We start from the raw sequence: 24,127 nt of genomic DNA on the forward strand, positions 1-24,127 counted from the left end.
CCTAAGGTCCTTCTCCCACGGTCCCGGGATCCATCCCCCGGGGCCGTGGCCCTTTGTATCGGAACTCGTTTCATGGGGGCAGTAATGCCGGCGGACGACACCGCTTGGGAACTCGTGGACGCCGAGGTGTACGACCTCGAGCGGGATATGTGCTTTCTTGCCACACCGAACGGCGGACAGTTCTACATTTCCGCCCCGCCCGACGAGTTCCGCGCCTGGCTGGCGCGCTGCGACGGCACCAGGACCCGTGCCGAACTCCTCGCCGGAATGTCCCCCGACTACGCCGAGGTCGTCGACGTCCTGCGGGACGACGGCTGCCTGCGCCCGGCCCGGGCCGCCCGCGACACCGACCGCGCCGCACGCATCGCCCGCACCACCGTGCTCCTCACCGGCGCGGCCGAGCTCACCGCCCCCCTCGCCCACGCGCTCGCCACCACCGGATACCGGTACGTCGGGCCGGCCCCCGAAGACCTCAGCGAGATCGACGCCGCCGACACCGCCGACACCGTGCTCGTCGCCGCCTTCCCCCACCCCGCGCACGCCGAACTCGGCCGCCTGGACGGGCTGTGTGCGCGGCTCGGCCTGCGCTGGCTGCCGCTGCGCCACGAACGCGGCCGGGCCGTCCTCGGCCCCGCCATCACCCCGGGCACCTCGGCCGACTTCACCGACGTACTGGAACGCCGGCTCAGCGCGGCGGCCGACCCGCGGATTCCGGAAGCCATGCGGGCGGCTCCGCCGCCCGGGGCCCGCCGGCTCCGCGACGGCGACGTCCGCTGGACCGCCTCCCAACTCGCCGTCGGCCTGGAGCGCTGGATCGGCGGCGAGGCCACCGTCGACGAGACCGAGCTCGATCCGCGCCGCCTCACCCGCCTCGAACGCACCGTCCTGCCCGTCCCCACCCGGCCGCGGCCCGTAACCCGCGGCAACCCCGACGACGACCTGCTCCTCGACGACCAGGTCGGCGTGGTGACCGGAGTGCAGGAGCTGGCCCCGCTCCCCGGCATGCCCGCGCAGCTGCGGGTGTGCGCGGTCGACGTCGCCGACATGCGCCGCGTCGCGGACTGGCCCAACGACCGGCAGGCGTTCGGCACGTCCTGGTCCGACTTCGACGCCGCGCGCCGCAGCGCCGTGGGCGAGGCGGTCGAACGCTACTGCGGCAGCCGGCTCCCCGAGGACCGCCTCCGCTTCGGCAGCTACGACCGCCTGCGCCGGGCCGGGGTGCCCGCACTCGACCCGCGCCGCCTGCACCTGTACTCCGAGCGGCAGTACCGAAGCGACGCCTTCCCCTTCGCCCCGCTGACCACCGACGCCGAGTGCTCCTGGGTCGAGGGCCGCTCCTGGACGACCGGCGAACCGGTCTGGGTGCCCGCCTTCCTCGTCGCGCACGGCGAGCACGACCCGGTCCCGTACTCCGACCCGCTCGTCGCAGGCGTGGCCTGCGGCACCAGCGAGGAGCACGCCGTCACCTCCGGCCTCGAAGAGGTCATCGAACGCGACACGACCATGCTGTGGTGGGCGAACGCCGCCCGCCTGCCCCGGCTGCCGATGACGGACCGGCTCCGCGCCCTCACAGCGGACAGCGCCGACGCCTACGACACCACCCTGATCCCCCTGGACAACGAGTTCGACGTCCCCGTCCTCGCCGCCGTCGTCCGCGACCGCGCCACCGGCTGGCCGGCCATCGGCTTCGCCACCCGCCCCGACCCGCACGAAGCGGCGGAGAAGGCACTCGCCGAGGGATTCACCCTGCACCACACCTTCCGCTTCCTCGACGACGAGAAGGCCCTCGGGGACGGCGTCGCGGACCTGCCGCACCTCGGCAACCTCAAACCCCACCGCGCAGACCGCCGCTACCTCGACTCCTACCGCCCCGACTTCGCGGACGTCCGCGACCTGCTGTGCCAACAGCAGCTCCACCTCGACCCGAGGGCCGGCGACCGCATCGCGCCCTGGCTGCACGACCTGCCCGTCCGCCCCTGGCACGGCCTGCCCGCCCTCGGCGAACGGCGCCTGGCCGCCTACCGCGAACGCGTCGAGGCCCGCGGCTTCGAGGTCATCAGCGTCGACCTGACGACCTGCGACGCCGAAGCGGCAGGGTTCTCCGCCGCGCACACGATCGTGCCCGGCCTCGTCTCCAACTTCCCCGCCGGCATGCCCATGTGGGGCGACGGCAGGATCGGCCGCGCCGGCGTCCGGCTGGGCTGGTGGGCGCAGCCGCTCGCCGAGAGCGAGTACAACGTCTTCCCCCTACCCCACGCGTGAGGGACACGATGGCTGTCATCGACACATTCGGCCTGCCCAACACCAAGGGCCGCAGGCCCCTGATCGTCGCGCAGATCGTCGACGCCCTGGGCACAGGCCTCTTCCTGCCCTTCGCGGTCGTGTACTTCCACGCCGCCAAGGGCATCCCCCTGACCACGGTCGGCCTGATGCTGTCCACCGGCGCCCTGCTCTCGCTGCCCGCGGGCCCGCTGGGAGGCAGGCTGATCGACCGGATCGGGCCGCGGCGCGTCCTCGTCTCCGCCAACCTGATCCGCGTCCTCACCTTCACCGCCTACGTGTTCACCGACACCCCCTGGCTGCTCGTCGTCCTCGTCACTGCCACCATGTGGGGCGACAGCCTGTTCCGGCCCTCCGTCTTCGCCCTCGTCGCCCAAGTCGCCGACGACGGGCACCGGGCCCGCTGGTACGCGATGGACCGCTCCCTGCGCAACGCCGGGATCGGCGCGGGCGGCCTCATCGGCAGCACCTTCGTCGGCTGGGGCGGCACCTCCGGCTACACCGCCGTCGTCGCCCTGAACGCCCTGTCGTTCCTCCTCGCGGCCGGGCTCGTCGCGACCTGGCGCCGGGGCGCCCTCCCGCGCCCCGCCGGCGCCGCCCCCGCCGAAGCCGCCCGGGAGACGGAGCCGCGCGCCGGCTACCGGGAGGTCCTCGCCGACCGGCCGTTCCTCGCCGTCCTCGCGACCACCTGGGTGTTCGCCCTGTGCGACCTGGCGCTGACCCTGCTGCTGAGCGCGTACGTCATCGAGGGGCGCGGGCTCCCGGAGTGGCAGCCCGGCATGCTGTTCGCGATCAACACCGTCATGGTGGTGCTCGGCCAGACCGCCCTGGCCAAGGCCGTCGAGAAGTACCGGCGGCCCGCCGTGCTCCAGACGGCGGCCGTCCTGTGGATGGCGTCCTTCGTGGTCATCGCGGCCGTGCCCGGCGACCACGCGAGCCTCGCCTTCTGCGGGCTCGTCCTCGGCATGGTCGTCTTCACGGTCGCCGAGCTGCTCCAGGCCCCCACGACCAGCGCGCTGATCGTGGGAATGGCCGCGGGGCACCTCCGCGGCCGGTACCTGGGCATGGAGGAGCTGATGTGGAGCCTCGCCAAGGTGCTGGCGCCGACCGTCTTCACCGGGCTGCTGGCCTTCGGGGCCGCCCTGCCGTGGCTCATGCTGTGCGCCTTCTGCCTCGTCGCGGTCGTCCTGCTCCAGCGGCTGAACCGGGTGCTGCCCGCCCACGTCCAGCGCGAGACCGCCGATGTCTGAGCCCGGCTCCGCACTCCTGCACCCCGGCGAGTTCCGCGAGGTCTACCACCGGGTCTACCGCGAACCGCCCTACCACGAGGGCGCGGCGGAGGCGGACGGCTTCGCCCGGCAGCTCGCCGACCACGCCGCGCTGCCCGGCTTCGCCGTCGCCACCGTCCGCGACGGCGCGGCCCTGACCGGATTCGCGTACGGAGTCCACCGCGAGGCCGGCTGGTGGCACCCGCGGGCCGCCGCCCCCGCACCGCGGCGGCTGCGCTGCCGGCCGCTGTTCTACGTGTACGAGCTCGCGGTCGTCCCGGAGGCCCGCGGCCACGGGCACGGCCGCCGACTGCTGGACCGGCTGCTGGCCGACCGCACCGAGCCGTACGCCGTCCTCGCCGCGTCCGCGAAGGCTCCGGCCCGCGACATGTACCGGCGGTGGGGCTGGACCGGAGCGGGCCGGCTGACGGGCCCGCCCCACGGCGTGGACCTCCTCGCCCTGCCGCTGCCGCTGCCGCTGCCGCACCGTCCCGACCGACAGGCGGAAACCGCATGAACACCGACGTGCTGGTCCACGACGACCTCGCCCTGTCCCGCGCCGCCCTCACCGCCCTCCTGGACGGCTTCCCCGGCCTCACCGTCGTCGGATCCGCCGCCAGCGCCTACGCCACCCTGGAGTTCGCCGAACTCCACCGGCCCGACGTCGTCCTCATCAGCTTCGGCGGCCGGGACGAGGAGACCGTCGAGGTCGCCGAGAAGATCGCCGCCCTCCCGGGCTGCCGCACGCTGCTGCTCGCCACCGCCTGCACCCGGCCCGTCGTCCGCAGGGCACTCGCCGCCGGCATCGACGGCATGGTCCGCCGCAGCGACCCGCCCGAACGCCTCGCCGAGGCCGTCCGCCGCGTGCACCGCGGAGAGCGGGTCTTCGACGACGGGCTCGCGGACGCGGCCGCGGCCGGCGGGGACTGCCCGCTCACCCGCCGGCAGCTCGCCGTCCTCGAACTACTCCACCGCGGCGACCCCGTCCCGCAGATCGCCGCCCGCCTCTCCCTCTCCGAGGGCACCGCCCGCAACTACGTCTCCGCCGTCGTGTCCGCCATGGGCGCACGCAACCGCATCGACGCGCTGCGCATGGCCCGCGAACGGGAGTGGATCTGAACCCCGGCCGCCCACCGGCCCCCGTTTCCACCCCGCCGCCGCGCACACCACCGCACCGACCCGAAGGCCCCCATCCCGCCGACGCACGCACCCGTACAAGGACGGCTCGCATGCCCCACACCACTTCCCCCGGCGGCGGCAGGCTGCCCCGCGAGGTCGCCGACGCCCACGTCGACGCCTTCGTCGCCCTCGACCCGATCGCCGCGACCTTCCTCGGCGTCGCCGCCGGGGCCGACCGGCTCCCCGACCTCTCGCCCGACGGCCGGCACGCCGTCGCCGACCTGGCCCGCACCACCCTGCGGCAGCTCGCCGAAGCCGAGCGGGCACCCGGCGCCGACACCGCCGCCGAACGCCGCTGCGCCCGCCTGCTCCGCGAGCGGCTCACCGCCGAACTCGCCGTCCACGAGGCCGGCGAGCACCTCCGCACGGTCGGCAACCTCGGCTCGCCCCTGCACGAGGTCCGCGACGTCTTCACCCTCACCCCCCAGGACACCCCCGAGGACTGGGCGGCGATCGGACGGCGGCTGTACGCCGTCCCCGACGCCCTCGCCGGCTACCGCGCCTCCCTCGACACCGGCCTCGCCCGCGGCCTGACGGCGGGGCCGCGGCAGACCGCCGCCGTCATCGGCCAGCTGAACGAGTGGACCGGCACGGACCGCAGCTGGTTCCAGGAGTTCACCGACCCCTGCCCCGAGCCCCTGCGCACCGAGCTCGCCGGGGCCGCCGCGGCCGCCACCGGCGCCCTCGCGGAGCTCCGCGACTGGCTCCGCGACACCTACGCGCCGGCCGTCGCGGACGCGCCGGACGTGGCCGGCAGGGAGCGCTACGTCCGCCTCGCCCGCCACCACAACGGCACCGACCTCGACCTGGACGAGGCGTACGCCTACGGCTGGGCCGAGTTCCGCCGGCTGCTCGCCGAGATGCGCACCGAGGCCGGACGCGTCCTGCCCGGTGCCACCGACCCGTGGGAGGCACTGGCCTGGTGCGACCGGCACGGCGACGCCGTCGAAGGCGTCGAGGAGACCCGGCAGTGGCTCCAGAGGCTGATGGACGACACCATCGACCTCCTCGACGGCATCCACTTCGAGCTCGCCCCGCGCGTCCGCAGGGTCGAGTCGCACATCGCCCCGCGGGGCAGCGCCGCCGCCCCCTACTACACCGAGCCGTCCCTGGACTTCTCCCGGCCCGGGCGCACGTGGCTGCCGACCATGGGCGAGACCCGCTTCCCCGTCTACGACCTCGTCACCACCTGGTACCACGAGGGCGTACCCGGCCACCACCTCCAGCTCGCCCAGTGGGCGCACGTCGCAGACGAGCTCTCCCGCTACCAGACCACCCTGGGCCTCGTCGGCGCCAACGCCGAGGGCTGGGCGCTGTACGCGGAGCGCCTGATGGACGAACTGGGCTTCCTGGCAGACCCGCAGCGCCGCCTCGGCTACCTGGACGCGCAGATGATGCGGGCCGTCCGCGTCATCGTCGACATCGGCATGCACCTGGAACTGGAGATCCCCGAGGACTCGCCCTTCCACCCGGGCGAACGCTGGACGCCCGCCCTCGCCCAGGAGTTCCTCGGCCGGCACACCAGCCGCCCCGCCGACTACGTCGAGAGCGAGATCACCCGCTACCTGGGCATGCCCGGCCAGGCCATCGGCTACAAGCTGGGGGAGCGGGTCTGGCTGGCGGGCCGGGAGGCCGCCCGCGCCCGCCACGGCGCGGACTTCGACCTCAAGGCCTGGCACATGGCCGCCCTGTCGCAGGGCTCGCTCGGCCTGGACGACCTGCTCGGCGAACTCTCCGCCCTTTGAGGCGCGTCAGGCCCGGATACGCCGCCCGTACGGGGTGTCAGCCGGCGTACCGCGAGCCGATGCGGGCGAGCACCGCGCCGGCGCCGTCCTCCGCCGCCATGCGGCGGGCCAGCGCGGCGGCCCGGCGGCGGTGGGCCGGCTCGGCCAGGCAGGCGCCGATCGCGGTGCCGAGGGCCTCGGCGGTGAGGTCCCGGAGCGGCAGGGGCCGGGTGGCGACTCCCAGCCGGTGCAGCCGGGCCGCCCAGAACGGCTGGTCGGCCATGACGGGTACCGGCACCGCGGGCACCCCGGCCCGCAGCCCGGCCCCGGTGGTGCCCGCCCCGGCGTGGTGGACGACGGCCGCGGTGCGGGGGAACAGCCAGTCGTGCGGGACGTCGCCGACGGCCAGGACCCCGTCCCCCCGCGCGTCCAGGCCGGCCCACCCGGCCTGGACCACCGCCCGCACCCCCGCCCGCCGCACCGCCGCGGCCACCAGCGCGCCGAGCCGTTCCCCCTCCCCGGCGGCCATGCTGCCGAACCCGATGAACACCGGCGGCGGTCCCGCCTCCAGGAAGTCGGCCAGGCCGGCCGGAGGCCGCCAGCCGTCGGGCCGCGCGGGCCACCAGTACCCCGACACGCCGACCCCGGCGGGCCAGTCGTCGGGGCGGGGCACCACCAGCGGGCTGAAGCCGTGGAACACCGGCCGGAGGCGGTCCGGCTGCGCAGGAGCCTCGGCCGGCAGCCCGAGCCGCCTGCGCAGCCGGGCCGCGGAGCCGGCGAAGACCCCGGCCGCACGCGCCACCACGTCCCGGCCCGCGGCGAGGTTCCCCTCCGGCCCCAACCCTTCCCCGGGTGCCTGCGGGGGCAGCGGGAACCGCCGGGTGGCGAACGACGGGGTGAGGTAGGTCCCCATCACGGGGACACCGAGCGCCTCCCCGGCCGCCAGACTGAGCGGCGCCGGGCCGAAAGCGGTGAGCAGGAGGTCCGCGCCGCCCTCCGCCGCCTCCGCCACCCCGTCCGCGAGCCCCTCCGCGTACGCCCTCGTCAGCGCCCTCGCCTCCTCCCGGGACGCCGCCCGCGACCAGCCCCGGATCAGCCCCTCGGGGTCCCCCGGCAGGGGCCGGCACTCCAGACCGCACCCCCTGACGAGGCCCGCCAGCGCCGGGTGCGCGGCGACGGCGACCTCATGGCCGGCGTCGCGCAGGCGCCTCCCCAGCCCCGTGAACGGGGCGACGTCCCCCCGCGAGCCGGCCGTGACGATCAGAATCCTCATGCACCGATCATTCCCGACAGCCCGAGAGGAACCCGATGCCCCGCGACATCGACGTCCTGGTCCTGGGCGGCGCAGGCGTGGACACGATCGTCCACGTCCCGCAACTGCCGCTGCCCTTCGCCGACAGCCACATGATCCGGCCCGGCATCACGACCCGCGCCGGGCAGAGCGGTGACTTCGTCGCGCTCGGGCTGACCGCGCTGGACCTGCGCACCCACCACGTGGACCTGCTCGGCGACGACCATGAAGGAGACCTGGTCCGCGCCCTGCACCGCGACCACGGCATCCCCCTGACCGCGCTACCGCACCCGGCGGGCACCAAGCGCGCCGTCAACCTCGTCGGCCCCGACGGGCGCCGGCAGTCCCTCTACGACGCGACCCGCACGGACGGCCCGGACCGGCTGCCCGAGTCGCCCGTGCGCCGGCTCGCAGCCGCCTCCCGCCACGCGCACGTCGTCATCACCCGCCCCTGGATGCACGCCCTGCCCCTGCTCCGCGAGGCCCGGACCACCCTCTCCACCGACCTGCACGACTGGGACGGCGCCGACCCGTACCACGAGCCGTACGCCCTCGCCGCGGACCTCGTCTTCCTGTCCACTGCCGCCCTCACCGACCCGGAGCGCACCCTGCGCGACATCGCCTCCCGCGGCCGGGCCCGCACCGTCGTCGCCACGGCCGGCGCCGACGGCGCCCTCCTGCTGGCGGACGGCGAGCTGATCCGCATACCGGCGGTCGAGCCGCCCGGCCCGGTCGTGGACACGAACGGCGCCGGCGACGCCTTCGCCGCCGGTTTCCTGTTCGGCCGGCTGAACGGCGAGGACGCGCGCCGCTGCGCCCTGTACGGGGCGATCGCAGGGGCGCACGCCTGCACCGTCCCGTCGACGCGCACCGGCGCCGTCAGCCGTGCGGACCTCCTCGCCCGTGCCGCCGCGGTCGGCCCGGCGGGACGGCCCCGTCCCCCTGCCGGGTGAAACCGCCGCCCGGCCGTCCGGAGGCCCGCCACCCGTGAGGGTGACGGCTGGGGCGGATGCCAGGCCGGTCAGGGGGTAGGCGCGCGCCGGGACCATCACCGGCACGCGGAGGAAGGCGGGCATGCAATGAGCTCCGTTGGACGCAGTCCAGGCCAGGACGAGTCGGTTGGCGCGCTCGTCACACGGGCATCCCAGCAGCTCTCGGAGCTCGTCCGGGAGGAGATGCAGCTGGCGCGCGCCGAGATGACCAGCAAGGGAAAACGCTACGGAGTGGGCGGCGGCCTCTTCGGCGGCGCCGGCCTCGTCGGCGTCCTGGCCGCCCAGGCGCTGGTCGCCGCAGCGATCGCGGCCCTGGCCCTCGTCCTGCCGGTCTGGGCGTCGGCCCTCGTCATCGCCGCCCTGCTCGCGGCGGTGGCCGCCGTACTGGCCCTGGCCGGCAAACAGCAGGTCGCCAAGGCCGGCGCCCCCGCTCCCGAGCGGACCATCGACAGCATCAAGGCCGACGTGGCCGAGATCAGGGAGAAGGCACACCGATGAGCGAACAGCCCCGGAGCGGCGAATCCGCATCCGCATCCGACCCCGAGGAGCTGCGCGAGCAGGTCGAGCACACCCGGGAGGAGCTCGGCGTGACCGTGGAGGCGCTGGCCGCCAAGGCCGACGTCAAAGCGCAGGCCAAGGAGAAGGCGGCGGAGATCAAGGAGCAGGCGGCCGCGAAGGCCGCACACGCCTCCGACCAGCTGCGGGAGAAGGCGGCGCACGCGGCCGAACTAGTCAGGGACAAGACTCCCGAGCCCGTCCGCGACAAGGCGGCACACGCTGCCGCACAGCTGCGCGACGGTGCCGCCCGGGCCGGTCACCTCGCCGCGGAGAGGACCCCCGAGCCGCTGCGCGAGAAGGCCGGCACCGCCGCGACGATGGCACGGTCCAACCGGACGCCGCTGATCGCCGCCGGCGCGGTGGCACTCGCCCTCCTCCTGATCCTCCGCCGAGGCCACAGCCGCAGCCGCAGCCGCGGCTGGTCCTGCCGGAGGTGATCCGAGAGGCGCCGCCCGCCGTCGGCTACGCGCCGATCCGGGCCAGTACCGCGGCCAGCCGCCGCACCGCGTCCTCGGCGTCCGCGAGCTGCTCCCGTGCGGGCTGCACGGTGTCGAAATCGGGCCCGTCGCCCGGCGGCAGCGCCCGCCAGTGCAGCACCGGCGTCAGCGCCTCGATGCACGCGGCGAGGAACCAGGCGAGGCGGCCGTGCGTCCGGGCCAGGGCGATGGCCAGGGCGGCCAGCGCCTCGCGCAGGTGCGCCAGCCGCTCGATGTCGGGCAGCGGGTCCTCAGGGGGCGGATCGCCGACCGCCTCCTCCAGGCCGGCGGCCGCCCCGAGCGCCAGGGCCCGGTCGGCCGGCGTCAGGTCCCACGCCCCGTCCCGAACCTGCTGCTCCGCCTCTGTGACCAACCCTGCCACGGCCGACTGCACGTCCATGGCGCCAAGATAACCGCGCAGCACGCCGCCCCCGCGCCCATCCGGTTCGATGTCCGGCCAGGGGCGGCGGGCGCGCGGGGCGCGGATGCGGTTCAGAGCAGTCCGGGACCGTTGTCGATGTCGAGGGTCCGGCTGTTGTCCACGCGCCGGCTGTTGTCGATGCGCGTGCTCACGTCGAGGCCCGAGCTTTCGCCGCAACGGTTGTTGTTGGTCGACTGTGAGGCGTCGCCACCGACGGCCTCGCCCCCCGAACCCGTGATGACGCCGGAGGCGGAGCTGCCGTCGTTCGTGGCGTTCCCCTCGGAGGCGAGGGAGATCAGCTGCCTGACCAGTGAGTCTCCGCCCGAGGCGTCGACGGCGGCGAGGTTCGCCGGGTTGTTGCACCGGATGACGACCGGGAGTTCTCCGGACGAAGCCGCCGCGACAGCGGCGCCGTTTCCGACCCAAGCCGTGCCGAAAGCGAGGGCGACGACGGAGATGGTACGGAAGAGGGATTTCACTGATGTGCCTTTCCGGAGGCTGCCGCATTAGACAGCACGAAGAATTGACCACCCAGCCCCCCCCGGAGCGGATCAGAGCAGGCCGGGGCCGTTGTCGAACGTGAGGCGGCGGCTGTTGTCGATGCGCTGGCTGTTGTCGATGCGCGTGCTCGCGTCGACGTCCGAGCTCAGGCCGCAGCGGTTGTTGTTCGCCGACTGGGAGGCGTCGCCGCCGCTGGCAGTGCCCCCGGAACCGGTGTCGACGGCGGAGGCGTTGTTGCCGTCGTTCGCACCCACCCCGTCGTCTTCCGCGAGAACCGCGATCAACTGGCTCACGAGCGAATCCCCGCCCGATGCGTCGACGAGGGAAACGCTCGTCGGGTTGTTGCACTGGATGATGACCGGCACGTCCTCGGAGAAGGCCGCTGCAACGGCGCTGCCGCTCCCGAATACGGCGGTTCCGAGCGCGAGGATGATGGCCGAGGCGGTGCGCAGGACACTCTTCACGGGATTTCCTTTCCGAAGGGCGCCGCAATCGGCGCACGAAAGTGCAACCCCCTTTTTCCGGCATCGGTTCCGGCCCGTTCCCCCGGTTCACCCGACTGCCTCACTCCCGTCCCAGGACCAGCCGGGGAGAGCCCGGCGAGACGGCTGCCGCGCCGGCCGCCCCTGCGACCCGCTCACGGCGTCGCCCGGACCGCAGTACAGGAGGAAGGGCCGCACGCTCGCGAGGTCCCCACCCGCGAAGGCGAACCGCCGGGCCGTCCGGCCGGTCAGCCGCTCGGGGAAGGGGACGGCCGCTTCCGGATCGTCCGCAAGCTGCCCAGCCGCGAACCGACCCGACCTGCACCGCCGTACCGGAACGCCTTCTCCGAACCGAGGACTTGCCCCGCCACTGCCAGTACCGTGGAGATCATTCCCGCCTGGCGATGCGGCACGGCGCGAGCCGCTTCCGGCACGGTGTCCGGGTCGCCGCAGGAGGCGACGGGCAGCATCGAAGGGGGACCGGCGATGTGACATGCTCGTTCCATGACTGACCACGTGCAGCCGTTGCGGCCCGGGTCCGACGGCGCCGCCACCGCTGCGGGAGACGCTGAGTCGGTCTACTCCCCGCACCACGACACGGCCTCCGGGCCACCCGGAGCCGGCGAGCCGGCCGGCACCCTGCCGGTGCCCGCGGTGCAGTCCATGCTGGACGGCATCCCGGGTTCGGTGACCTTCCTCCTCCCCGTGTCCGACGCCGACGGCGCGGTCACCGACTTCCACATTGCGGCGGCCTCCCCCGAGGCGCTCGACATCGGCGCCCGCCGGGGCAAGGAGCTGATCGGGCTGAGCGTGGCCGGCACCTACCCGACCGTGGTCGGATCCCCACTGTGGGAGGGGTACCTGCAGGCCCTGCGGACCGGCGTCCGCTACGAAGGGGAGCCGTTCGAGTACCAGGAGGTCCTCGCCGGAATCCCCCGCCTCTCCCGGTTCGCCGTACGCGCCTCGGCCTCCCTGGGCGGACTCATCGTCTCCTGGGTGCGGCTCGACAGCGGCGAGCGGGAGCAGCGCCGCCTCGCGGTCATGCAGCGCCTCGGCGGCATGGGATGGGCGGACTGGGACCTCGTCCAGAACACGATCACCTGGTCGGACGAGACCTATACGGTCTTCGACCGCGACCGGGCGGCGGGCCCGATCACCCTGGAGGACCTGGCCGCGCACGCCGTCCCCGAGGACCTCCCGGAGCTGAGCGGGGCGATGGAGGGCCTGCTGGGCACGTGCCGGCCCGTCGACCACACCTTCCGCCTCACCACCTCCGGCGGCGAGGTCCGGCACGTGCGGATCGTCGCGGAAGCCGAATCGGACGTACGCGGCCGCCCGGTCGAGGTCCACGGCTTCTTCCAGGACCTCACCGCCGCGAAACGGGCCCAGGCCCAGCTCCTGGAGAGCCAGCAGGCCGCCCTCGTCCACCGCAGCCAGCTGACCGCCGAGCGCGATGTCGCCGAACGGCTGCAGCACGCCCTGCTGCCGCTGACGCACCAGTCCCTGAGCATGGCCGGCCTGACCGTGGACGTCGCCTACCACCCGCTCCAGGAGGGCCTCAACGTGGGCGGCGACTGGTACAGCGCGATCAAGCTGCCCGACGGCAGCGCCCTCCTCGTCATCGGCGACGTCGCCGGCCACGGACTGGACGCCGTGGCCACCATGGCCCAGCTGCGCTTCACCGCCAAGGGCATGGCCATCACCGGGATGCCCCTCCCCGCGATCCTGACCAGGCTGAACACCCTGCTGCTGCACACAGCCGAGCGCAGCTTCAGCACGGCCACCATGATCATGGCCCACTACGAGCCCGCCACCTCCAAGCTGACCTGGGTGCAGGCCGGACACCCGCCGCCGCTGCTCCTGCGCCGCGGCAGTGCCGCCTACCTCGCGGCACCCGCCGGCATCCTGCTGGGCGCGGTGCCCGACCCCCGCTACGAGGCCGCGAGCATGCACCTGCGGCCCGGCGACCAGCTCCTGCTCTACACGGACGGCCTGATCGAGAAGCCCCGTGAGGATCTGGACACCAGCCTGGCGCGCCTCGCCGGCGCCGCCGTCCGCAGCGCCGCCGACAGCGGCGTCCTCGAGGGCATCCTGAACGCGCTGGTGGACCCCGTGGCCCGCCGCGACGACGTCTGCGCCCTCCACGTCAGCCTCCGCAGCCCGGCCGGGCCCGACCCGGCCGTCCCCGCCCCTGCGGTCTCCTAGAATTCCTGGAATGGGTACGACAACCACTGACATCGAGAAGGCAGCCGCCGTGCTGCGCGCCGGAGGGCTCGTCGCCCTCCCCACGGAGACCGTCTACGGCCTGGGCGCCAACGCCGAGGACCCCGCCGCCGTGGCGCGCATCTTCCAGGTCAAGGGGCGTCCGCCCTCCCACCCCCTGATCGTGCACATCGGCGGCGCGGAGCAGCTCGACAGCTGGGTGCAGGACGTGCCCCCGACCGCCCGCCTGCTCGCCGAGCACTTCTGGCCGGGGCCGCTCACGCTGGTCCTGCGGCGCGGGGCCCGCGTGCCCCTCGAAGCGACCGGCGGCCTGGACACGGTGGCCGTACGCGTCCCCGACCACCCCGTGGCCCTGGAGCTGCTCGCCGCCTTCGGCGGCGGCGTCACCGCCCCGTCCGCGAACCGGTTCGGCTCCGTCAGCCCCACCACCGCGGCCCACGTCCGCACCGAGCTCGGGGACGCCGTCGACTTCGTGCTCGACGGCGGCTCCTGTGAGGTCGGCGTCGAGTCGACGATCGTCGACGTCACCGGCGACGCCCCGAGCATCCTCCGCCCGGGCGGCGTGACGCGCGAGGACCTCGAAGAAGTGCTGGGGCGGCCGCTCGCCGTCCCCGCCGCGAGCACCGTCCGCGTGCCGGGCCAGCACCCCTCGCACTACGCCCCCCGCGCCCGCGTCGTCCTCGTCGAGCCGGAGGCGGTCGCCGCCGAAGCCGCGCTGGCGCAGGAGGCGGGGCACCGGGTGGGCGTCTTCCTCCCCGCCGCCCTCGCCGGCACCCCCGTCAAGGCACACGCCGTGGTCGCCGTGCCCCGCTCCCTGGACGCGTACGCGCGCGGACTGTACGGGTTCCTGCGCGAGCTGGACGAGCAGGGCTGCGACCTGATCATCGCCTCCCTGCCCGCGGAGGAAGACCTCGGCCTGGCGATCGCCAACCGGCTGCGCCGCGCCGCGGGGCCCCGGACCGCGGTCTGAGGACCGCCGCGCGCCCCCGACCGGTCAGCGGCCGGGCCCGGGGGCGGCGGGGGACCGGTCTTCGAAGCGCCGGCGGGCCGCGTCCAGGCTGTCCGCGACGGTGAACAGGCCGGCGCTGCCGGTCAGGTCGAGGAGCACCCCCAGGGCGCGCGGCAGCGGGCCGGCCAGAACCAGGTCCTGGCGGCGGCGGGCGGCGAGCAGCACGTCGAGCAGGGCGGACCCGGCGAAGGTGATGCTCGTGCAGTCGATGATCGTGTGGCGGGCGGTGGAGGTCTGTGCCACGGCGTCCAGCGCCCTGCGGACGTCGGGAGCGGAGTCCAGGTCGAACTCCCCGACCAGGGTGACCACGCACACACCGCCCCGGCCGGTACGGCACGCCACCGAGGCGATCGGAGCCCGGCGCGCGTCGCCGCCGGCCGGGTGCTTGTGAAGATCGTGCATCGCAGGTGCCTTACGCAGTGCCACGGTTTCTCACGGACACACGGAGGCCCTGGTACACGGCACCCCTGGTGGCGCGGGCCGGCCCCGCAGTCTCTCCCGCGGACGGGGCGCGGGCTCCGGCCACCGCGCCTGCCCGCCCCCGCCGTTTCCATGCGGGCCGCACTGGACCCTCCCCCCCGTGGGAGGGTCCACCATGGTTCCCTGCGCGACGAACTCCTCACCACCCGGCGCTTCGCCCGCCTGTGCCGGCTCAGCGTCAAGCAGCTCCGCCACTACGACGAGACCGGACTGCCGGCCCCGGCCCGCGTGGACCCCGCCTCCGGCTACCGCTGCCACGCGCCCGGCCACGAGGTCACCTGGGGCCGCGAACCGGAACGCCGCCTGGCCGTGGTCCGCGCCCGCTGCACTGCGGCGGGCATCGCAGACGGCATGGGGGACTGCGTCGGCAGGCTGCTGCCCGCGCTCGGCGCCGCCGGGACCGCCTGGAAGCCACCGCCGCGGGGGCTGTACCCGCTCGATGTCGCCGGGCGCATGGAGATCGCCGCCGGAGTGCAGGCCGACGCGGATCCGCCGCCCGGGCCGGAGCTGCTCGCCCCTCCCCGCGGGCCCGTGGCGGAGACCGTGCACGTCCGGTCCGTACAGCCGGCTCACCGTGGCCTACCATGCCCCTTTCGCCGCGTTCCACGAGCGGGGGCCTGGCCCCCCAGGGCCCGGTGCACGAGGCGTACCCGACCGGACCGGCACACGCCGCGCCCCGGGAGCTGACGACCCGTCTGGTCGTCCCCGTCCAGGAGGAGGATGCGGCATGGCGGCCACCGTGCTCGACGTCGAGGCCCGCGGCATGCGGCACTGCGAGACGACCGCGCTCGGGGTGCTGCTGCGCCACCAGGGCATCGACCTGTCCGAACCCATGCTCTTCGGCCTCGGCCGCGGCCTGTCCTTCGTCTATTGGGACGCCAAGAACCTCGACTTCCCCTTCCTCGGGGGACGGGTGCGCCCCTTCGAACTCACCAGGAACCTGGCGGCCGCCCTGGGACTGGGCCTCGACGTCCGCGAGACGGCCTCTCCGCGCAAGGCCTGGCAGAACGCGGCGGAACCCCTCGCCGCCGGCCTGCCCGTGGGACTCCAGCTCGACAGCTTCCACCTGGACTACTTCACCTCGAAGGTGCACTTCGGCGGCCACGTCGTGGCCCTGTACGGGTACGACGGACAGCGCGCCCACCTGGTGGACACCGACCAGCAGGGCGGCGCCGTGTCGACCTCCCTGGAGAGCCTCGCCCTGGCCCGGTCGGCACGCGGGCCGATGACGGCCCGGAACCGGTCCTTCACGATCACCGCTCCCCGGGCGCTGCCGGACCCGCGGACCCGGATCACGGCCGCCGTGACCGCCTGCGCGGAGGCCTTCCTCGACCCGCCGATCGCCAACCTCGGCCACCGCGGCATCGACAAGGCCGCCCGACTGGTCCCCGGCTGGCTCGACCGCTCCGACCGGCCCGAGCGGGACCTGCCGCAGGCCGCCCTGCTGATGGAGCGCGCCGGAACCGGCGGCGCCCTCTTCCGCAACCTGTACCGCGACTTCCTCGCCGAGTGCCTCGCCCACGTGGACAGCCCGCACCTGCGCACCGGGCACCGGCTGTACGCGGAGGCGGCGTCCCTGTGGACCCGCACCGCCGAACTCATCGCGCAGGCGGGGGAGTCGGGCCGGGCGGAGCCGCTCGCCGAGGCCGGCTCGGTCCTCCGCGACCTGGCCCGCACCGAACGCGAGGCCATGCAGGCCCTCGGCCGCCTGCGGGAGTGACCGGCGAGCGGCCCCGCTCGACGTGCCGATCCGCCCAGGCGCGCGCACCGTGGTGCCGAGGCCGAAGCGACGGAGGCGGGCGCCATGGGAGAACCGGCTGAGCCGCGGTACGAGGGGTGGGAGGACCGCTCCGGGCAGCGCGGCCCGCAGCAGCAGCCCCTCGGGCGGGGCCCGGCCGCGTCCCGGCCGGGCGGCCGAGGGCCGTCGGGCCCGGTACCGGAGGGGGCCGCCGGCCGGCCGCGGCGTCGGCCCGTACGCACCTGCCTCGTGGCCGGCCTCGCCCTCACGGGACTCGCAGTTCTGGCCGCGGTGGGCCTCGGCGCCGTGCTTCCGGCGTACGAGGACCCCCACCGGGACGGCCACGACGGGGACGTGCGGCTCTCCGCCTGCCGCGTCGATGCCGCGACGCGCTGGCCGAGCGCCGTGCTGGTGGTGACCAACCGCAGCAGCAAGCCCAGCGACTACCACATCAGCGTCGAGTTCCTCGCCCCCGGCGGGCTCCGGCTCGACGAGGCGCACGTCTTCCTCACCCGGGTCGCGCCGGGGCAGCAGGCCCGCGACACGGCGCAGAGCCTGACGCAGGTCGACCGGCCCGTCACCTGCCGCGTCACCGACGTCTTCCGCACCGCCTCGCCCTGACTGCCGGAGCCGCGACGGCGGTGATCGTCCGGGCGGGCGCACGGCCGGGCGACGTGCTGCCCCCCGGCCGCGCCGTCCACGTCCCCGCCGAGCACCCGCGACGCCGGGCGGAGCACCCGTCCGCCGCCTTCGCCGTGCAGGCGCACCAGGACCGTACGCCAACCCCGTACACGGCCACGCTCTCCGGACGCACCGGCCGAGTACGCCCGCCGCTTCGAGCACGGGATCGGCGGCTACCCCTGTGCGGGGGGCAGCCCCGACACGAGCGCCGCTCAGGCCGCCCGCTCCACGTCCGCGTCCAGCGCCGCGAGCAGCCAGTCGTGGGCCGTGCCCGGGGTGACGGCCGGGCGGCCGTCCCGGGGGCCCGCCACCTCGGCCACGAGCTCCCAGTAGCGGTCGAAGCGCGGGTCCGCGGAGAGCCGGTCGCGGAGCCGGCGGCGGAAGCCGGTACCGTCACCGGTCCCGTACGCCGCCGCGTACGCGGCAACGAAGCAGTCGAGGGCGGCCCCCGCGTACGGTGCCCGGCCGTTCCGCAGCGGCTCGGCTGCCAGCCCGTACGCCTCGATCAGCCCCGCGTACAGCACCGCGGCGCGGGAACGCGCGTCGGCGCCGTGTGCGGCGGGCTGGCAGGGCCGGGCCGCCGGGCAGGGGCCGGTCACCAGGGCGTGCAGGCGGGCGAAGGCCAGCACCTGCGCGGGCGCCGGGTCGCCGGGCGGCTGCGGCACGGCGTGTTCCAGGAAGGCGGCGGTGGCCCCGGCCGGCATCCGCGGGGGCAGCCAGGCCCGCCAGAACCGCGCCAGCGCGTCCGTGGAGGGCGGTACGGCCACCGCCGCGATCAGCCGGAGCCGGTCGGCCCGCTCCCGCGGCGGGCAGTCCTGCACCAGCCGGAGCCCGGCCTCGCGCCAGCGCAGCGCCGCCAACTGCTGCCCCAGCCGGCCCAGTCGGGCCGCCACCGCGTCCTCCAGCACCACGCCGGCACCGCCGTCCCAGGCCTCGTCCTCCACGACGCGCCGCACCTCGGGCAGCGGCAGGTCCAGCGCGCGCAGCGAGCGGATCAGCCCCAGCCGGTCGAGCGCACCGCTCCCGTACCGGCGGTGGCCGCCCGCACTGCGGGCGGTCTCGGGCAGCAGCCCGCGGTCGGAGTAGAAGCGGACGGTCTTGACGGTGACGCCCGCGCGCTCGGCGAGTTCCCCGATGCTCCACAGGCCGTCATCCGGACCGGGCACGCGCGACCTCCACTTGAAGCTCCCTCAGGGGGAGTTCCTACGGTACCCGCGGGTCGAACGCACGGACGTAGGGACGTCGGAGGACGTCGCGAGGAGGCGAGGAGAGGACCATGACCGCATTCATCCTGGTCGGGGGAATGTTCACCGGCGGCTGGATCTGGGAGGAGACGGCGGCGCACCTGGCGGGGGTGGGGGCGCGGGCGCATCCGGTGGAGCTCACAGGCCTCGGCGCGCACCGCGCGGACGCCGGCCCCGCCGCGGACCTGGAGACCCATGTCGCGGACGTGCTGCGAGTGATCGACTCGATCCCGCCCGCGGCCGGCCCGGACCTCGTGCTGGTGGGCCACGACTACGGAGTCCACCCGGTTCTGGCGGCCGCCGACCGTCGGGCCGACCGCATCGCCCGCCTCGTCTACCTCGACGCGGGCCCGGCGCGCGACGGGATGCCGGCGCTGGGCGCAGTCCCGGACCAGGCCCTCCGTGAAGAACTGGCGGACGCGGGGCCGAAGGCGGACGGCGGCACGCTGGCGCCTCCCGCCGCGGCCGCGGAATGGCAGCGCTGGGGCAGCACCGCCGGCCTCTCCGGGCAGGCACTGGACAGGTTGACCCGGCTCGCCGCCCCGCAGCCGCTCGGCACCCTGCTGCAACCGCTGCGGCTGACCGGCGCGGTGTCGGGGGTGCCGGCCACGGGCGTGCTGTGCACCGCCGGCGGATCGGGCATCGACATGGTGCAGATGCAGGTCGCCCTCGGCGACCCCGCGCTGCGGGCCCTCGCCGACCACGGCACCACCTTCTTCGAACTGCCCACCGGCCACTGGCCGATGCTGTCCGTCCCCGCCGCACTGGCGGCCACCCTGCTGTCCGCGGCCGAGGGCGGCGGCCGCCGGCTCACCCCCGCATCGGGGGAACCCGCGCCGCACCTGCGTCCGTTCCTCATCGGCGAGCCCGACCTGCCCGACGTCCCGCGCGAACGGACCGGTGCCCTCGACCTGTACGTGCCCCGGGGCGACGGGCCCGGCGGTGCGCGGCCGGCGGTGGTGTTCGTCCACGGCGGACCGGTGCCCGCCGGTGCGCGGCCGACCCCGCGGGACTGGCCGGCGTTCACCGGGTACGCCCGTCTCGCGGCCGGGCAGGGCCTGGTGGCGGCGACGGTCGACCACCGCCTGCACGGCACAGGCGACCACGCGCTCGCCGCGCGGGACGTCGCCGCGGCCGTGGAACGCGTACGGGCCGACCCGCGGGTCGACGCGGACCGCGTCGCCCTCTGGTTCTTCTCGGGCGGCGGCCTCCTCTGCGCGGACTGGCTGCAGGGGCCGCCGCAGTGGCTGCGCTGCGCGGCCCTCACCTATCCGCTGCTCGCACCGCCGCCGGCGTGGGGGGTGCCCGGCGGCCGGTTCCGTCCGGCGGAAGCGGTCCGGGAGTCGGGAGGCCTGCCGGTCGTCCTGACCCGGGCGGGCCGGGAGAGCCCCGAATTCGCGGCCACCGTCGAGGAGTTCCTGGTTGCGGCCCGCAGCTGCGGCGCGCACGTGGACGTGATCGACGTGCCGGAAGGCCGCCACGGCTTCGAAACCCTGGACCACACGGACACCGCCCGGGCGGCGGTCCGCCGGGCCGTCCGCGCGGTGGGGGCCCACCTCACGCGCTGACCAGCCCAGCACGTCACCCGCCTGTGCCGACCGGCCGCTTGTAGTACCGCCACGGGAACCAGCCGGCGCCGACGGGAATCCAGCCGTCGTCCTCCAGACGGCGGTGCCGCGCGGCGGTGGGGAGGGTGACCCGCAGGTGCTCCCAGGGGCGGTCGGACGCCTCCACCTCGTGGAAGAAGGGCCCGTAGCCGACCATGTGCCAGCCGTCGCGCCCGGCCTCCTCCAGGGCCGCCATCTCGTTGAACGCGGTCAACCCGCCGAGGGTGCGGCGCTCGGCCCCGGCGGCCGGCTCGGACAGGCCCGCGGAGGCGCCCTTCCCGGCGAAGCGCTGCTGGGCGGCCTGGCGGCTCACCCCGAGGACGCGGCCCACCGTGTCCCAGCTGTGCCCGGCGGCTCTGGCGCCCTGGACCGCCTCGTACAGCAGGCGGCTCGCCTCCTGGGCGCCGACGCGCGAGGCGTCCACCAGGCGCAGGTACCCGTGGGGATCGTGTTCGAGCGACTCGGCGAGCCCGTCGGGCGCACCCAGCACGGCCGCGGCGATCCCCTCCCGGATCCGGTCCGTCTCCGCGGGCCGGAGCAGCGGTTGGTCGCTCATCGGCCCAGCCCGGCGAGCGGATCGAGGGAGTCGAGGACTTCCCGGTCGCGGCGCGCCTGCTCGGCGGACGTCCGTGCCGCCGACCGGGCGGCCGCGCCCGCCGTCCAGGCGACCAGTACGAGCCCCGCCGCGACCAGGGCGGCGGTGGCGGCAGTCCCGAGCCGGTCGCCGAACACGACGGCCAGGGCCGGCAGGCTCACGGCGAACGGCAGGGCCGCGGCGGTGGACGGTGCGGCGGGAACGGAATCGCGCTGTCGGGCCTTCGCCCTCAAGATCAACATGCGTCAAGAAAACCTTGACGTCGCGCACTTGTCAAGAACTCCTTGACATTCGTCCCGCCGGGGCATGCCGGTCGGCCTCCCCTTCCCGAACGGCCCGGACCCCGCCGCCCGTACCGCACGCGAGTGGCTCGCGCGGTACGGGCGGCGGGGTCCGGTTGCCGCCGGGCGGGATCGGGCACGGCCCGGCGGCAGTCCAGGGGACTAGGGAGCCACCTTCAGCAGCTTGTTCGCGGTGCCCGTGGAGGGGTTCTTCACCGCTCCGCTGGTCGCCGCCGCGGACAGGGCCGCGGCGATGTCCTTGGGGGTCGCCGAGGGATTGGCGGCCAGGTGGACCGCGGCGGCGCCGGCCACGTGCGGGGACGCCATCGACGTGCCGGATATCCGCTTGGTGGCGGTGTCGCTGTCGTGCCACGCAGAGGTGATCTCCGAGCCGGGGGCGTACAGGTCCACCACGGCGCCGAAGTTGGAGAACCCGGACTGCTCGTCGCCTTCGGTGCTGGAGGCGACCGTGATGGCCTCCGGGACGCGGGCCGGCGACTTCTGCCCGGCGTCCGAGGACTCGTTGCCGGCGGCCACCGCGAAGGTGACGCCGGCGGCGATGGCCCGCTTCACTGCGGCGTCGAGCGCCTCGTCCGCGCCGCCGCCGAGGCTCATGTTGGCGACCGACGGGCCGGAGTGGTTCTGGGTCACCCAGTCGATGCCCGCCACGACCTGCTCGGTGGTGCCGGACCCGTTGTCGTCCAGCACCCGCACGGCGACGACCTTGGCCTTCTTCGCGACCCCGTGCGCCGTCCCGGCGATGGTGCCGGCGACGTGGGTGCCGTGCCCGTTGCCGTCGTCCGCCGAGTCGTCGTTGTCCACCGCGTCGAAGCCGTGGCTCGCCCGGCCGGCGAAGTCCTTGTGCGTGATCCTGACGCCGGTGTCGATGACGTAGGCCGTCACCCCCTCGCCGCCGTTGTCCGGGTACGTGTACTTGCTGTCACCTGCCGTCTCCGTCTGGTCGATCCGGTCCAGCCCCCAGGACGGGGGGTTCTGCTGCGTCTCGTTGACGGTGAAGCGCTTGTTCTGCACGACGGTGCCGACCGCGGGGTCCGCGGCGAGGCGCCGAGCCTCCGTCTCGGTCAGGCCCGAGGCGGAGAAGCCGTTGACGGCGGAGCCGTAGGAGCGCTCCAGCTTGCCCCCGTACTTCTTCGCCAGGTCTTCCTTGTTCGCGGATGCGTCGAGGATGACGACGAAACTGCCGTCCACCGCACCCGGTGCACCGAGGCCGTGGACCGTTCCCTCGGCGGGGGTCGCCGCGCCGGCGACGGGGACCGCAAACCAGGCTCCGGCCACTGCCGTTACCACTCCAGCCGCAATCGCGGCATGCCGAAGCCGGTTGGGACGCTTGTGAGTTGCCATGAAAGGAGTTCTCCTCCGGTTGACGTGTGGGGCGTCAAACGTTCGGTTCAACCCTGTTCCGCTTGACAGGAGCAAATCAAGGACGCACCCCGCGGAAACGCATGATCGACAACGTTTCTCGAAGAGGCCCCCGCACCCCCTTCACTCCGCACACCCGCTCTCCGCGGCCCCTGCACCGAACCATCACAACTCGCCAGTACGCCGCCCCTGCCGCCCCTGCCGCCGGAGCCGACGGCCACCGGAGGGAGGGACGTTCGGCCCCGGCGCCGCCGTCCCCGGGGCCGTTCGGGCCCTTACCCGGCAGCCGCGCCCGCGTGTTGACTCGTCGTCCGGGGCCGCCCCCCGGCAACGGCCGGGCCGGCCGTACGTACGCGGGACGAGCGGAGGGCGGCACCTGATGGCGGGGAAGCGGGCGGACGGATGACGACGGCGGTGGGTGATGCCCGCCTGACAGCGGAGACGCTCGACCTGGCGGAGTCGGCGGTGCGGGCCCGGCTGGAGCGGCGTCCGGCGCCGGAGGCCCCGGTCGTGGTCCGCGCCGGCGCCGGGCTCCCCGTCGCACGCTCGCGGGCTGTGCGCGCGGCGGGCCGGCGGCCGGTGCCGCTGCTCTCGGCCGACGGGGCCGCACCCGCCCCGCTGCCGCCGGGCGACCGCAGGGCCGCCGGCGAGCTGCTCGTCCCGGCCGACCGTGCCGGCCCGGTGGACGTCGACCCGGACGACCGGGCCGCCTGCATCGGCGCCGACCAGCGGATGATCCGTACGAGCCGCCGCCTGCCCGCCGTACGGGGCGGCTCCCCGCCCGACGGCCGTGGCGCGACCGCCCGCCCGGTGGCCCGCGCCCGTGCCCACGGCACCCCCGTCGGCGTCGTCCGGCTCGAGGGCGCCACCCGGCGCACCCGCCGGCCCTGCACCCGGCGGCGCAGCGCGACCGGGCACCTGCCGCTCCGTCCGCCGGGAAGGGGGCCGGCCCTGCCCGGCGCCCTGCATGACCCCGCGGCCACGGCGCGCCCCCGCGTAGGGGGAGCCGCCGCCCGGCGGGGCACCGTCGGCGCGGGGCGCGGCTTCACCTGGCTGCCGGGAGCCGCGGGCGGCGCAATCTTCATCGCCTCGTTCGCCATCACCGTCGACGAGTTCGCACTGCTGCGGGACGCGGACTTCGCCCCCTCAGGCAACCCCGGCGCGGTGCTGTCCTGCGCCGACGTCATGAGCAGCGCGCAGGCCTCCGTCTCCGGCTTCCCCCACCCGCTGATCGGCCACGCCGGTTACCCGGCCGTCGTCGCCGCAGGCTGCGGCCTTCTCGCGGCCGCACGCCACCGCCCGTGGTTCCGGACCCGGCACAACGTCGGCACCCTCCTCGGCGACGGCTTCCGCATGCGGCTGACGAGCCGGGCCCTGTACGACACCGGGGCCCTGCGCCTGCGGTGCCGTCCGGCCTGGGCGGCCACGATCGCCCTGTTCCGGTACACCGCCGTCCACAACCTCCGGCACGGCGTGATCCGCGCCCCGCGCGCCCTGGCCAGCGGTGTCCGGGAATTCCACTGGGCCGTGCCGACCACCTGGTACGGCGTCATCGTCCTGCTCACCGCCACACGCTTCCACGCCCACTGGGAGACGCTGCCGTGACGCCGGCCCCGCCGACGGTGCGATACACGGGGCGCGCGGGAGGGGCCTGCCGGCCCCCGCCCGGGGCGCGCACGCGACAGGGAGGCAGGCACGAGCGGAAGAAGCACACGAC

At 75.3% G+C, this 24,127-nt stretch carries 23 protein-coding genes; 14 read left to right on the forward strand and 9 right to left on the reverse strand.

All coding sequences use genetic code 11. The features are described from left to right. The first annotated feature begins 72 nt into the window (after positions 1 to 72). The 5 genes from IE170_RS33200 to IE170_RS19085 all read left to right on the forward strand — a co-directional run bounded on the left by IE170_RS33200 (position 73) and on the right by IE170_RS19085 (position 6,472). The gene (locus IE170_RS33200; RefSeq protein ID WP_263406992.1) at positions 73 to 2,262 is read left to right on the forward strand and encodes a YcaO-like family protein; all 2,190 of its coding nucleotides are present in this window, start codon (positions 73 to 75) and stop codon (positions 2,260 to 2,262) included. Positions 2,263 to 2,270: 8 nt separating this feature from the next. Next, a complete protein-coding gene (locus tag IE170_RS19070) occupies positions 2,271 to 3,530 on the forward strand; it encodes an MDR family MFS transporter (protein WP_189810616.1) in 1,260 nt (419 codons plus the stop codon). After that, positions 3,523 to 4,065 carry a GNAT family N-acetyltransferase gene (locus IE170_RS19075; RefSeq protein ID WP_189810617.1) on the forward strand — a complete coding sequence of 181 codons (543 nt, stop codon included), beginning with the start codon at positions 3,523 to 3,525 and terminating at the stop codon, positions 4,063 to 4,065. The genes IE170_RS19070 and IE170_RS19075 overlap by 8 nt, the downstream gene beginning before the upstream one ends. Beyond that, positions 4,062 to 4,667 carry a response regulator transcription factor gene (locus IE170_RS19080; protein ID WP_189810618.1) on the forward strand — a complete coding sequence of 202 codons (606 nt, stop codon included), beginning with the start codon at positions 4,062 to 4,064 and terminating at the stop codon, positions 4,665 to 4,667. The genes IE170_RS19075 and IE170_RS19080 overlap by 4 nt, the downstream gene beginning before the upstream one ends. Before the next feature lie 110 nt (positions 4,668 to 4,777). After that, positions 4,778 to 6,472, forward strand: coding sequence for a DUF885 domain-containing protein (locus IE170_RS19085; RefSeq protein ID WP_189810619.1), 1,695 nt, complete (start codon positions 4,778 to 4,780; stop codon positions 6,470 to 6,472). A 37-nt stretch (positions 6,473 to 6,509) separates the two neighbouring features. Here IE170_RS19085 and IE170_RS19090 read toward each other — a convergent pair whose 3' ends face one another. Continuing rightward, on the reverse strand, positions 6,510 to 7,724 hold the full coding sequence (locus IE170_RS19090; protein WP_189810620.1) for a glycosyltransferase: 1,215 nt from the start codon (positions 7,722 to 7,724) through the stop codon (positions 6,510 to 6,512). 35 nt (positions 7,725 to 7,759) lie between these two features. Between IE170_RS19090 and IE170_RS19095 the strand changes: the two genes are divergently transcribed. The 3 genes from IE170_RS19095 to IE170_RS19105 all read left to right on the forward strand — a co-directional run bounded on the left by IE170_RS19095 (position 7,760) and on the right by IE170_RS19105 (position 9,729). Next, positions 7,760 to 8,695, forward strand: coding sequence for an adenosine kinase (locus tag IE170_RS19095; RefSeq protein ID WP_189810621.1), 936 nt, complete (start codon positions 7,760 to 7,762; stop codon positions 8,693 to 8,695). Positions 8,696 to 8,821: 126 nt separating this feature from the next. Continuing rightward, positions 8,822 to 9,232 (forward strand): phage holin family protein, encoded by a 411-nt coding sequence (locus tag IE170_RS19100; protein ID WP_189810622.1) that lies wholly within the window; start codon positions 8,822 to 8,824, stop codon positions 9,230 to 9,232. Then, positions 9,229 to 9,729, forward strand: a complete 501-nt coding sequence (locus IE170_RS19105; RefSeq protein ID WP_189810623.1) for a DUF3618 domain-containing protein — start codon at positions 9,229 to 9,231, stop codon at positions 9,727 to 9,729. Before IE170_RS19100 ends, IE170_RS19105 begins: the two co-directional genes overlap by 4 nt. 25 nt (positions 9,730 to 9,754) lie before the next feature. Here the strand turns inward: IE170_RS19105 and IE170_RS19110 are convergent, their stop codons facing one another. The 3 genes from IE170_RS19110 to IE170_RS19120 all read right to left on the reverse strand — a co-directional run bounded on the left by IE170_RS19110 (position 9,755) and on the right by IE170_RS19120 (position 11,154). Further along, the gene (locus tag IE170_RS19110) at positions 9,755 to 10,168 is read right to left on the reverse strand and encodes a hypothetical protein (RefSeq protein WP_189810624.1); all 414 of its coding nucleotides are present in this window, start codon (positions 10,166 to 10,168) and stop codon (positions 9,755 to 9,757) included. Between the two features lie 92 nt (positions 10,169 to 10,260). Continuing rightward, positions 10,261 to 10,668, reverse strand: a complete 408-nt coding sequence (locus IE170_RS19115) for a hypothetical protein (protein WP_189810625.1) — start codon at positions 10,666 to 10,668, stop codon at positions 10,261 to 10,263. A gap of 72 nt (positions 10,669 to 10,740) precedes the next feature. Then, complete coding sequence (locus IE170_RS19120; protein WP_189810626.1) at positions 10,741 to 11,154, reverse strand: hypothetical protein; 414 nt, start codon at positions 11,152 to 11,154, stop codon at positions 10,741 to 10,743. 522 nt (positions 11,155 to 11,676) lie between these two features. Between IE170_RS19120 and IE170_RS19125 the strand changes: the two genes are divergently transcribed. Both IE170_RS19125 and IE170_RS19130 read left to right on the forward strand, forming a co-directional pair. Beyond that, complete coding sequence (locus IE170_RS19125) at positions 11,677 to 13,377, forward strand: PP2C family protein-serine/threonine phosphatase (RefSeq protein WP_223856294.1); 1,701 nt, start codon at positions 11,677 to 11,679, stop codon at positions 13,375 to 13,377. A gap of 10 nt (positions 13,378 to 13,387) precedes the next feature. After that, complete coding sequence (locus IE170_RS19130; protein WP_189810627.1) at positions 13,388 to 14,365, forward strand: L-threonylcarbamoyladenylate synthase; 978 nt, start codon at positions 13,388 to 13,390, stop codon at positions 14,363 to 14,365. A 24-nt stretch (positions 14,366 to 14,389) separates the two neighbouring features. Here the strand turns inward: IE170_RS19130 and IE170_RS19135 are convergent, their stop codons facing one another. Continuing rightward, on the reverse strand, positions 14,390 to 14,806 hold the full coding sequence (locus IE170_RS19135; protein WP_189810628.1) for an STAS domain-containing protein: 417 nt from the start codon (positions 14,804 to 14,806) through the stop codon (positions 14,390 to 14,392). Between the two features lie 805 nt (positions 14,807 to 15,611). Between IE170_RS19135 and IE170_RS19140 the strand changes: the two genes are divergently transcribed. Both IE170_RS19140 and IE170_RS19145 read left to right on the forward strand, forming a co-directional pair. After that, positions 15,612 to 16,604: a BtrH N-terminal domain-containing protein gene (locus tag IE170_RS19140; RefSeq protein WP_189810629.1), complete on the forward strand. Its 993-nt coding sequence runs from the start codon at positions 15,612 to 15,614 to the stop codon at positions 16,602 to 16,604. A gap of 84 nt (positions 16,605 to 16,688) precedes the next feature. Further along, a complete protein-coding gene (locus IE170_RS19145; RefSeq protein ID WP_189810630.1) occupies positions 16,689 to 17,243 on the forward strand; it encodes a hypothetical protein in 555 nt (184 codons plus the stop codon). Between the two features lie 272 nt (positions 17,244 to 17,515). Here IE170_RS19145 and IE170_RS19150 read toward each other — a convergent pair whose 3' ends face one another. Continuing rightward, positions 17,516 to 18,469 (reverse strand): MerR family transcriptional regulator, encoded by a 954-nt coding sequence (locus IE170_RS19150; RefSeq protein WP_229884959.1) that lies wholly within the window; start codon positions 18,467 to 18,469, stop codon positions 17,516 to 17,518. A gap of 110 nt (positions 18,470 to 18,579) precedes the next feature. Between IE170_RS19150 and IE170_RS19155 the strand changes: the two genes are divergently transcribed. Then, on the forward strand, positions 18,580 to 20,115 hold the full coding sequence (locus IE170_RS19155) for an alpha/beta hydrolase family protein (protein ID WP_189810631.1): 1,536 nt from the start codon (positions 18,580 to 18,582) through the stop codon (positions 20,113 to 20,115). A gap of 13 nt (positions 20,116 to 20,128) precedes the next feature. On the opposite strand, the gene IE170_RS33205 is transcribed toward IE170_RS19155, so the two are convergent. The 3 genes from IE170_RS33205 to IE170_RS19170 all read right to left on the reverse strand — a co-directional run bounded on the left by IE170_RS33205 (position 20,129) and on the right by IE170_RS19170 (position 22,392). Beyond that, positions 20,129 to 20,710 (reverse strand): hypothetical protein, encoded by a 582-nt coding sequence (locus tag IE170_RS33205; protein WP_189810632.1) that lies wholly within the window; start codon positions 20,708 to 20,710, stop codon positions 20,129 to 20,131. Continuing rightward, on the reverse strand, positions 20,707 to 20,991 hold the full coding sequence (locus IE170_RS19165) for a hypothetical protein (RefSeq protein WP_189810633.1): 285 nt from the start codon (positions 20,989 to 20,991) through the stop codon (positions 20,707 to 20,709). The genes IE170_RS33205 and IE170_RS19165 overlap by 4 nt, the downstream gene beginning before the upstream one ends. Before the next feature lie 201 nt (positions 20,992 to 21,192). Then, positions 21,193 to 22,392, reverse strand: coding sequence for a S8 family peptidase (locus tag IE170_RS19170; RefSeq protein WP_189810634.1), 1,200 nt, complete (start codon positions 22,390 to 22,392; stop codon positions 21,193 to 21,195). A 420-nt stretch (positions 22,393 to 22,812) separates the two neighbouring features. On the opposite strand from IE170_RS19170, the gene IE170_RS19175 reads away from it, so the two are divergent. Next, positions 22,813 to 24,015: a vitamin K epoxide reductase family protein gene (locus tag IE170_RS19175; protein ID WP_189810635.1), complete on the forward strand. Its 1,203-nt coding sequence runs from the start codon at positions 22,813 to 22,815 to the stop codon at positions 24,013 to 24,015. Positions 24,016 to 24,127 lie beyond the last annotated feature (112 nt).

It is taken from the genome of Streptomyces toxytricini (assembly GCF_014649915.1).
In the GTDB taxonomy this organism is placed as follows: Bacteria; Actinomycetota; Actinomycetes; order Streptomycetales; family Streptomycetaceae; genus Streptomyces; species Streptomyces toxytricini.

Excerpts from the sequence above, each read along its gene's own strand:
- IE170_RS33200 (WP_263406992.1), top strand. The coding sequence starts at position 73 with ATGGGGGCAGTAATGCCGGCGGACGACACCGCTTGGGAACTCGTGGAC.
- IE170_RS19070 (WP_189810616.1), top strand. The coding sequence starts at position 2,271 with ATGGCTGTCATCGACACATTCGGCCTGCCCAACACCAAGGGCCGCAGG.
- IE170_RS19075 (WP_189810617.1), top strand. The coding sequence starts at position 3,523 with ATGTCTGAGCCCGGCTCCGCACTCCTGCACCCCGGCGAGTTCCGCGAG.
- IE170_RS19080 (WP_189810618.1), top strand. The coding sequence starts at position 4,062 with ATGAACACCGACGTGCTGGTCCACGACGACCTCGCCCTGTCCCGCGCC.
- IE170_RS19085 (WP_189810619.1), top strand. The coding sequence starts at position 4,778 with ATGCCCCACACCACTTCCCCCGGCGGCGGCAGGCTGCCCCGCGAGGTC.
- IE170_RS19090 (WP_189810620.1), bottom strand. The coding sequence starts at position 7,724 with ATGAGGATTCTGATCGTCACGGCCGGCTCGCGGGGGGACGTCGCCCCG.
- IE170_RS19095 (WP_189810621.1), top strand. The coding sequence starts at position 7,760 with ATGCCCCGCGACATCGACGTCCTGGTCCTGGGCGGCGCAGGCGTGGAC.
- IE170_RS19100 (WP_189810622.1), top strand. The coding sequence starts at position 8,822 with ATGAGCTCCGTTGGACGCAGTCCAGGCCAGGACGAGTCGGTTGGCGCG.
- IE170_RS19105 (WP_189810623.1), top strand. The coding sequence starts at position 9,229 with ATGAGCGAACAGCCCCGGAGCGGCGAATCCGCATCCGCATCCGACCCC.
- IE170_RS19110 (WP_189810624.1), bottom strand. The coding sequence starts at position 10,168 with ATGGACGTGCAGTCGGCCGTGGCAGGGTTGGTCACAGAGGCGGAGCAG.
- IE170_RS19125 (WP_223856294.1), top strand. The coding sequence starts at position 11,677 with ATGACTGACCACGTGCAGCCGTTGCGGCCCGGGTCCGACGGCGCCGCC.
- IE170_RS19130 (WP_189810627.1), top strand. The coding sequence starts at position 13,388 with ATGGGTACGACAACCACTGACATCGAGAAGGCAGCCGCCGTGCTGCGC.
- IE170_RS19135 (WP_189810628.1), bottom strand. The coding sequence starts at position 14,806 with ATGCACGATCTTCACAAGCACCCGGCCGGCGGCGACGCGCGCCGGGCT.
- IE170_RS19140 (WP_189810629.1), top strand. The coding sequence starts at position 15,612 with ATGGCGGCCACCGTGCTCGACGTCGAGGCCCGCGGCATGCGGCACTGC.
- IE170_RS19145 (WP_189810630.1), top strand. The coding sequence starts at position 16,689 with ATGGGAGAACCGGCTGAGCCGCGGTACGAGGGGTGGGAGGACCGCTCC.
- IE170_RS19155 (WP_189810631.1), top strand. The coding sequence starts at position 18,580 with ATGACCGCATTCATCCTGGTCGGGGGAATGTTCACCGGCGGCTGGATC.
- IE170_RS33205 (WP_189810632.1), bottom strand. The coding sequence starts at position 20,710 with ATGAGCGACCAACCGCTGCTCCGGCCCGCGGAGACGGACCGGATCCGG.
- IE170_RS19165 (WP_189810633.1), bottom strand. The coding sequence starts at position 20,991 with ATGTTGATCTTGAGGGCGAAGGCCCGACAGCGCGATTCCGTTCCCGCC.
- IE170_RS19170 (WP_189810634.1), bottom strand. The coding sequence starts at position 22,392 with ATGGCAACTCACAAGCGTCCCAACCGGCTTCGGCATGCCGCGATTGCG.
- IE170_RS19175 (WP_189810635.1), top strand. The coding sequence starts at position 22,813 with ATGACGACGGCGGTGGGTGATGCCCGCCTGACAGCGGAGACGCTCGAC.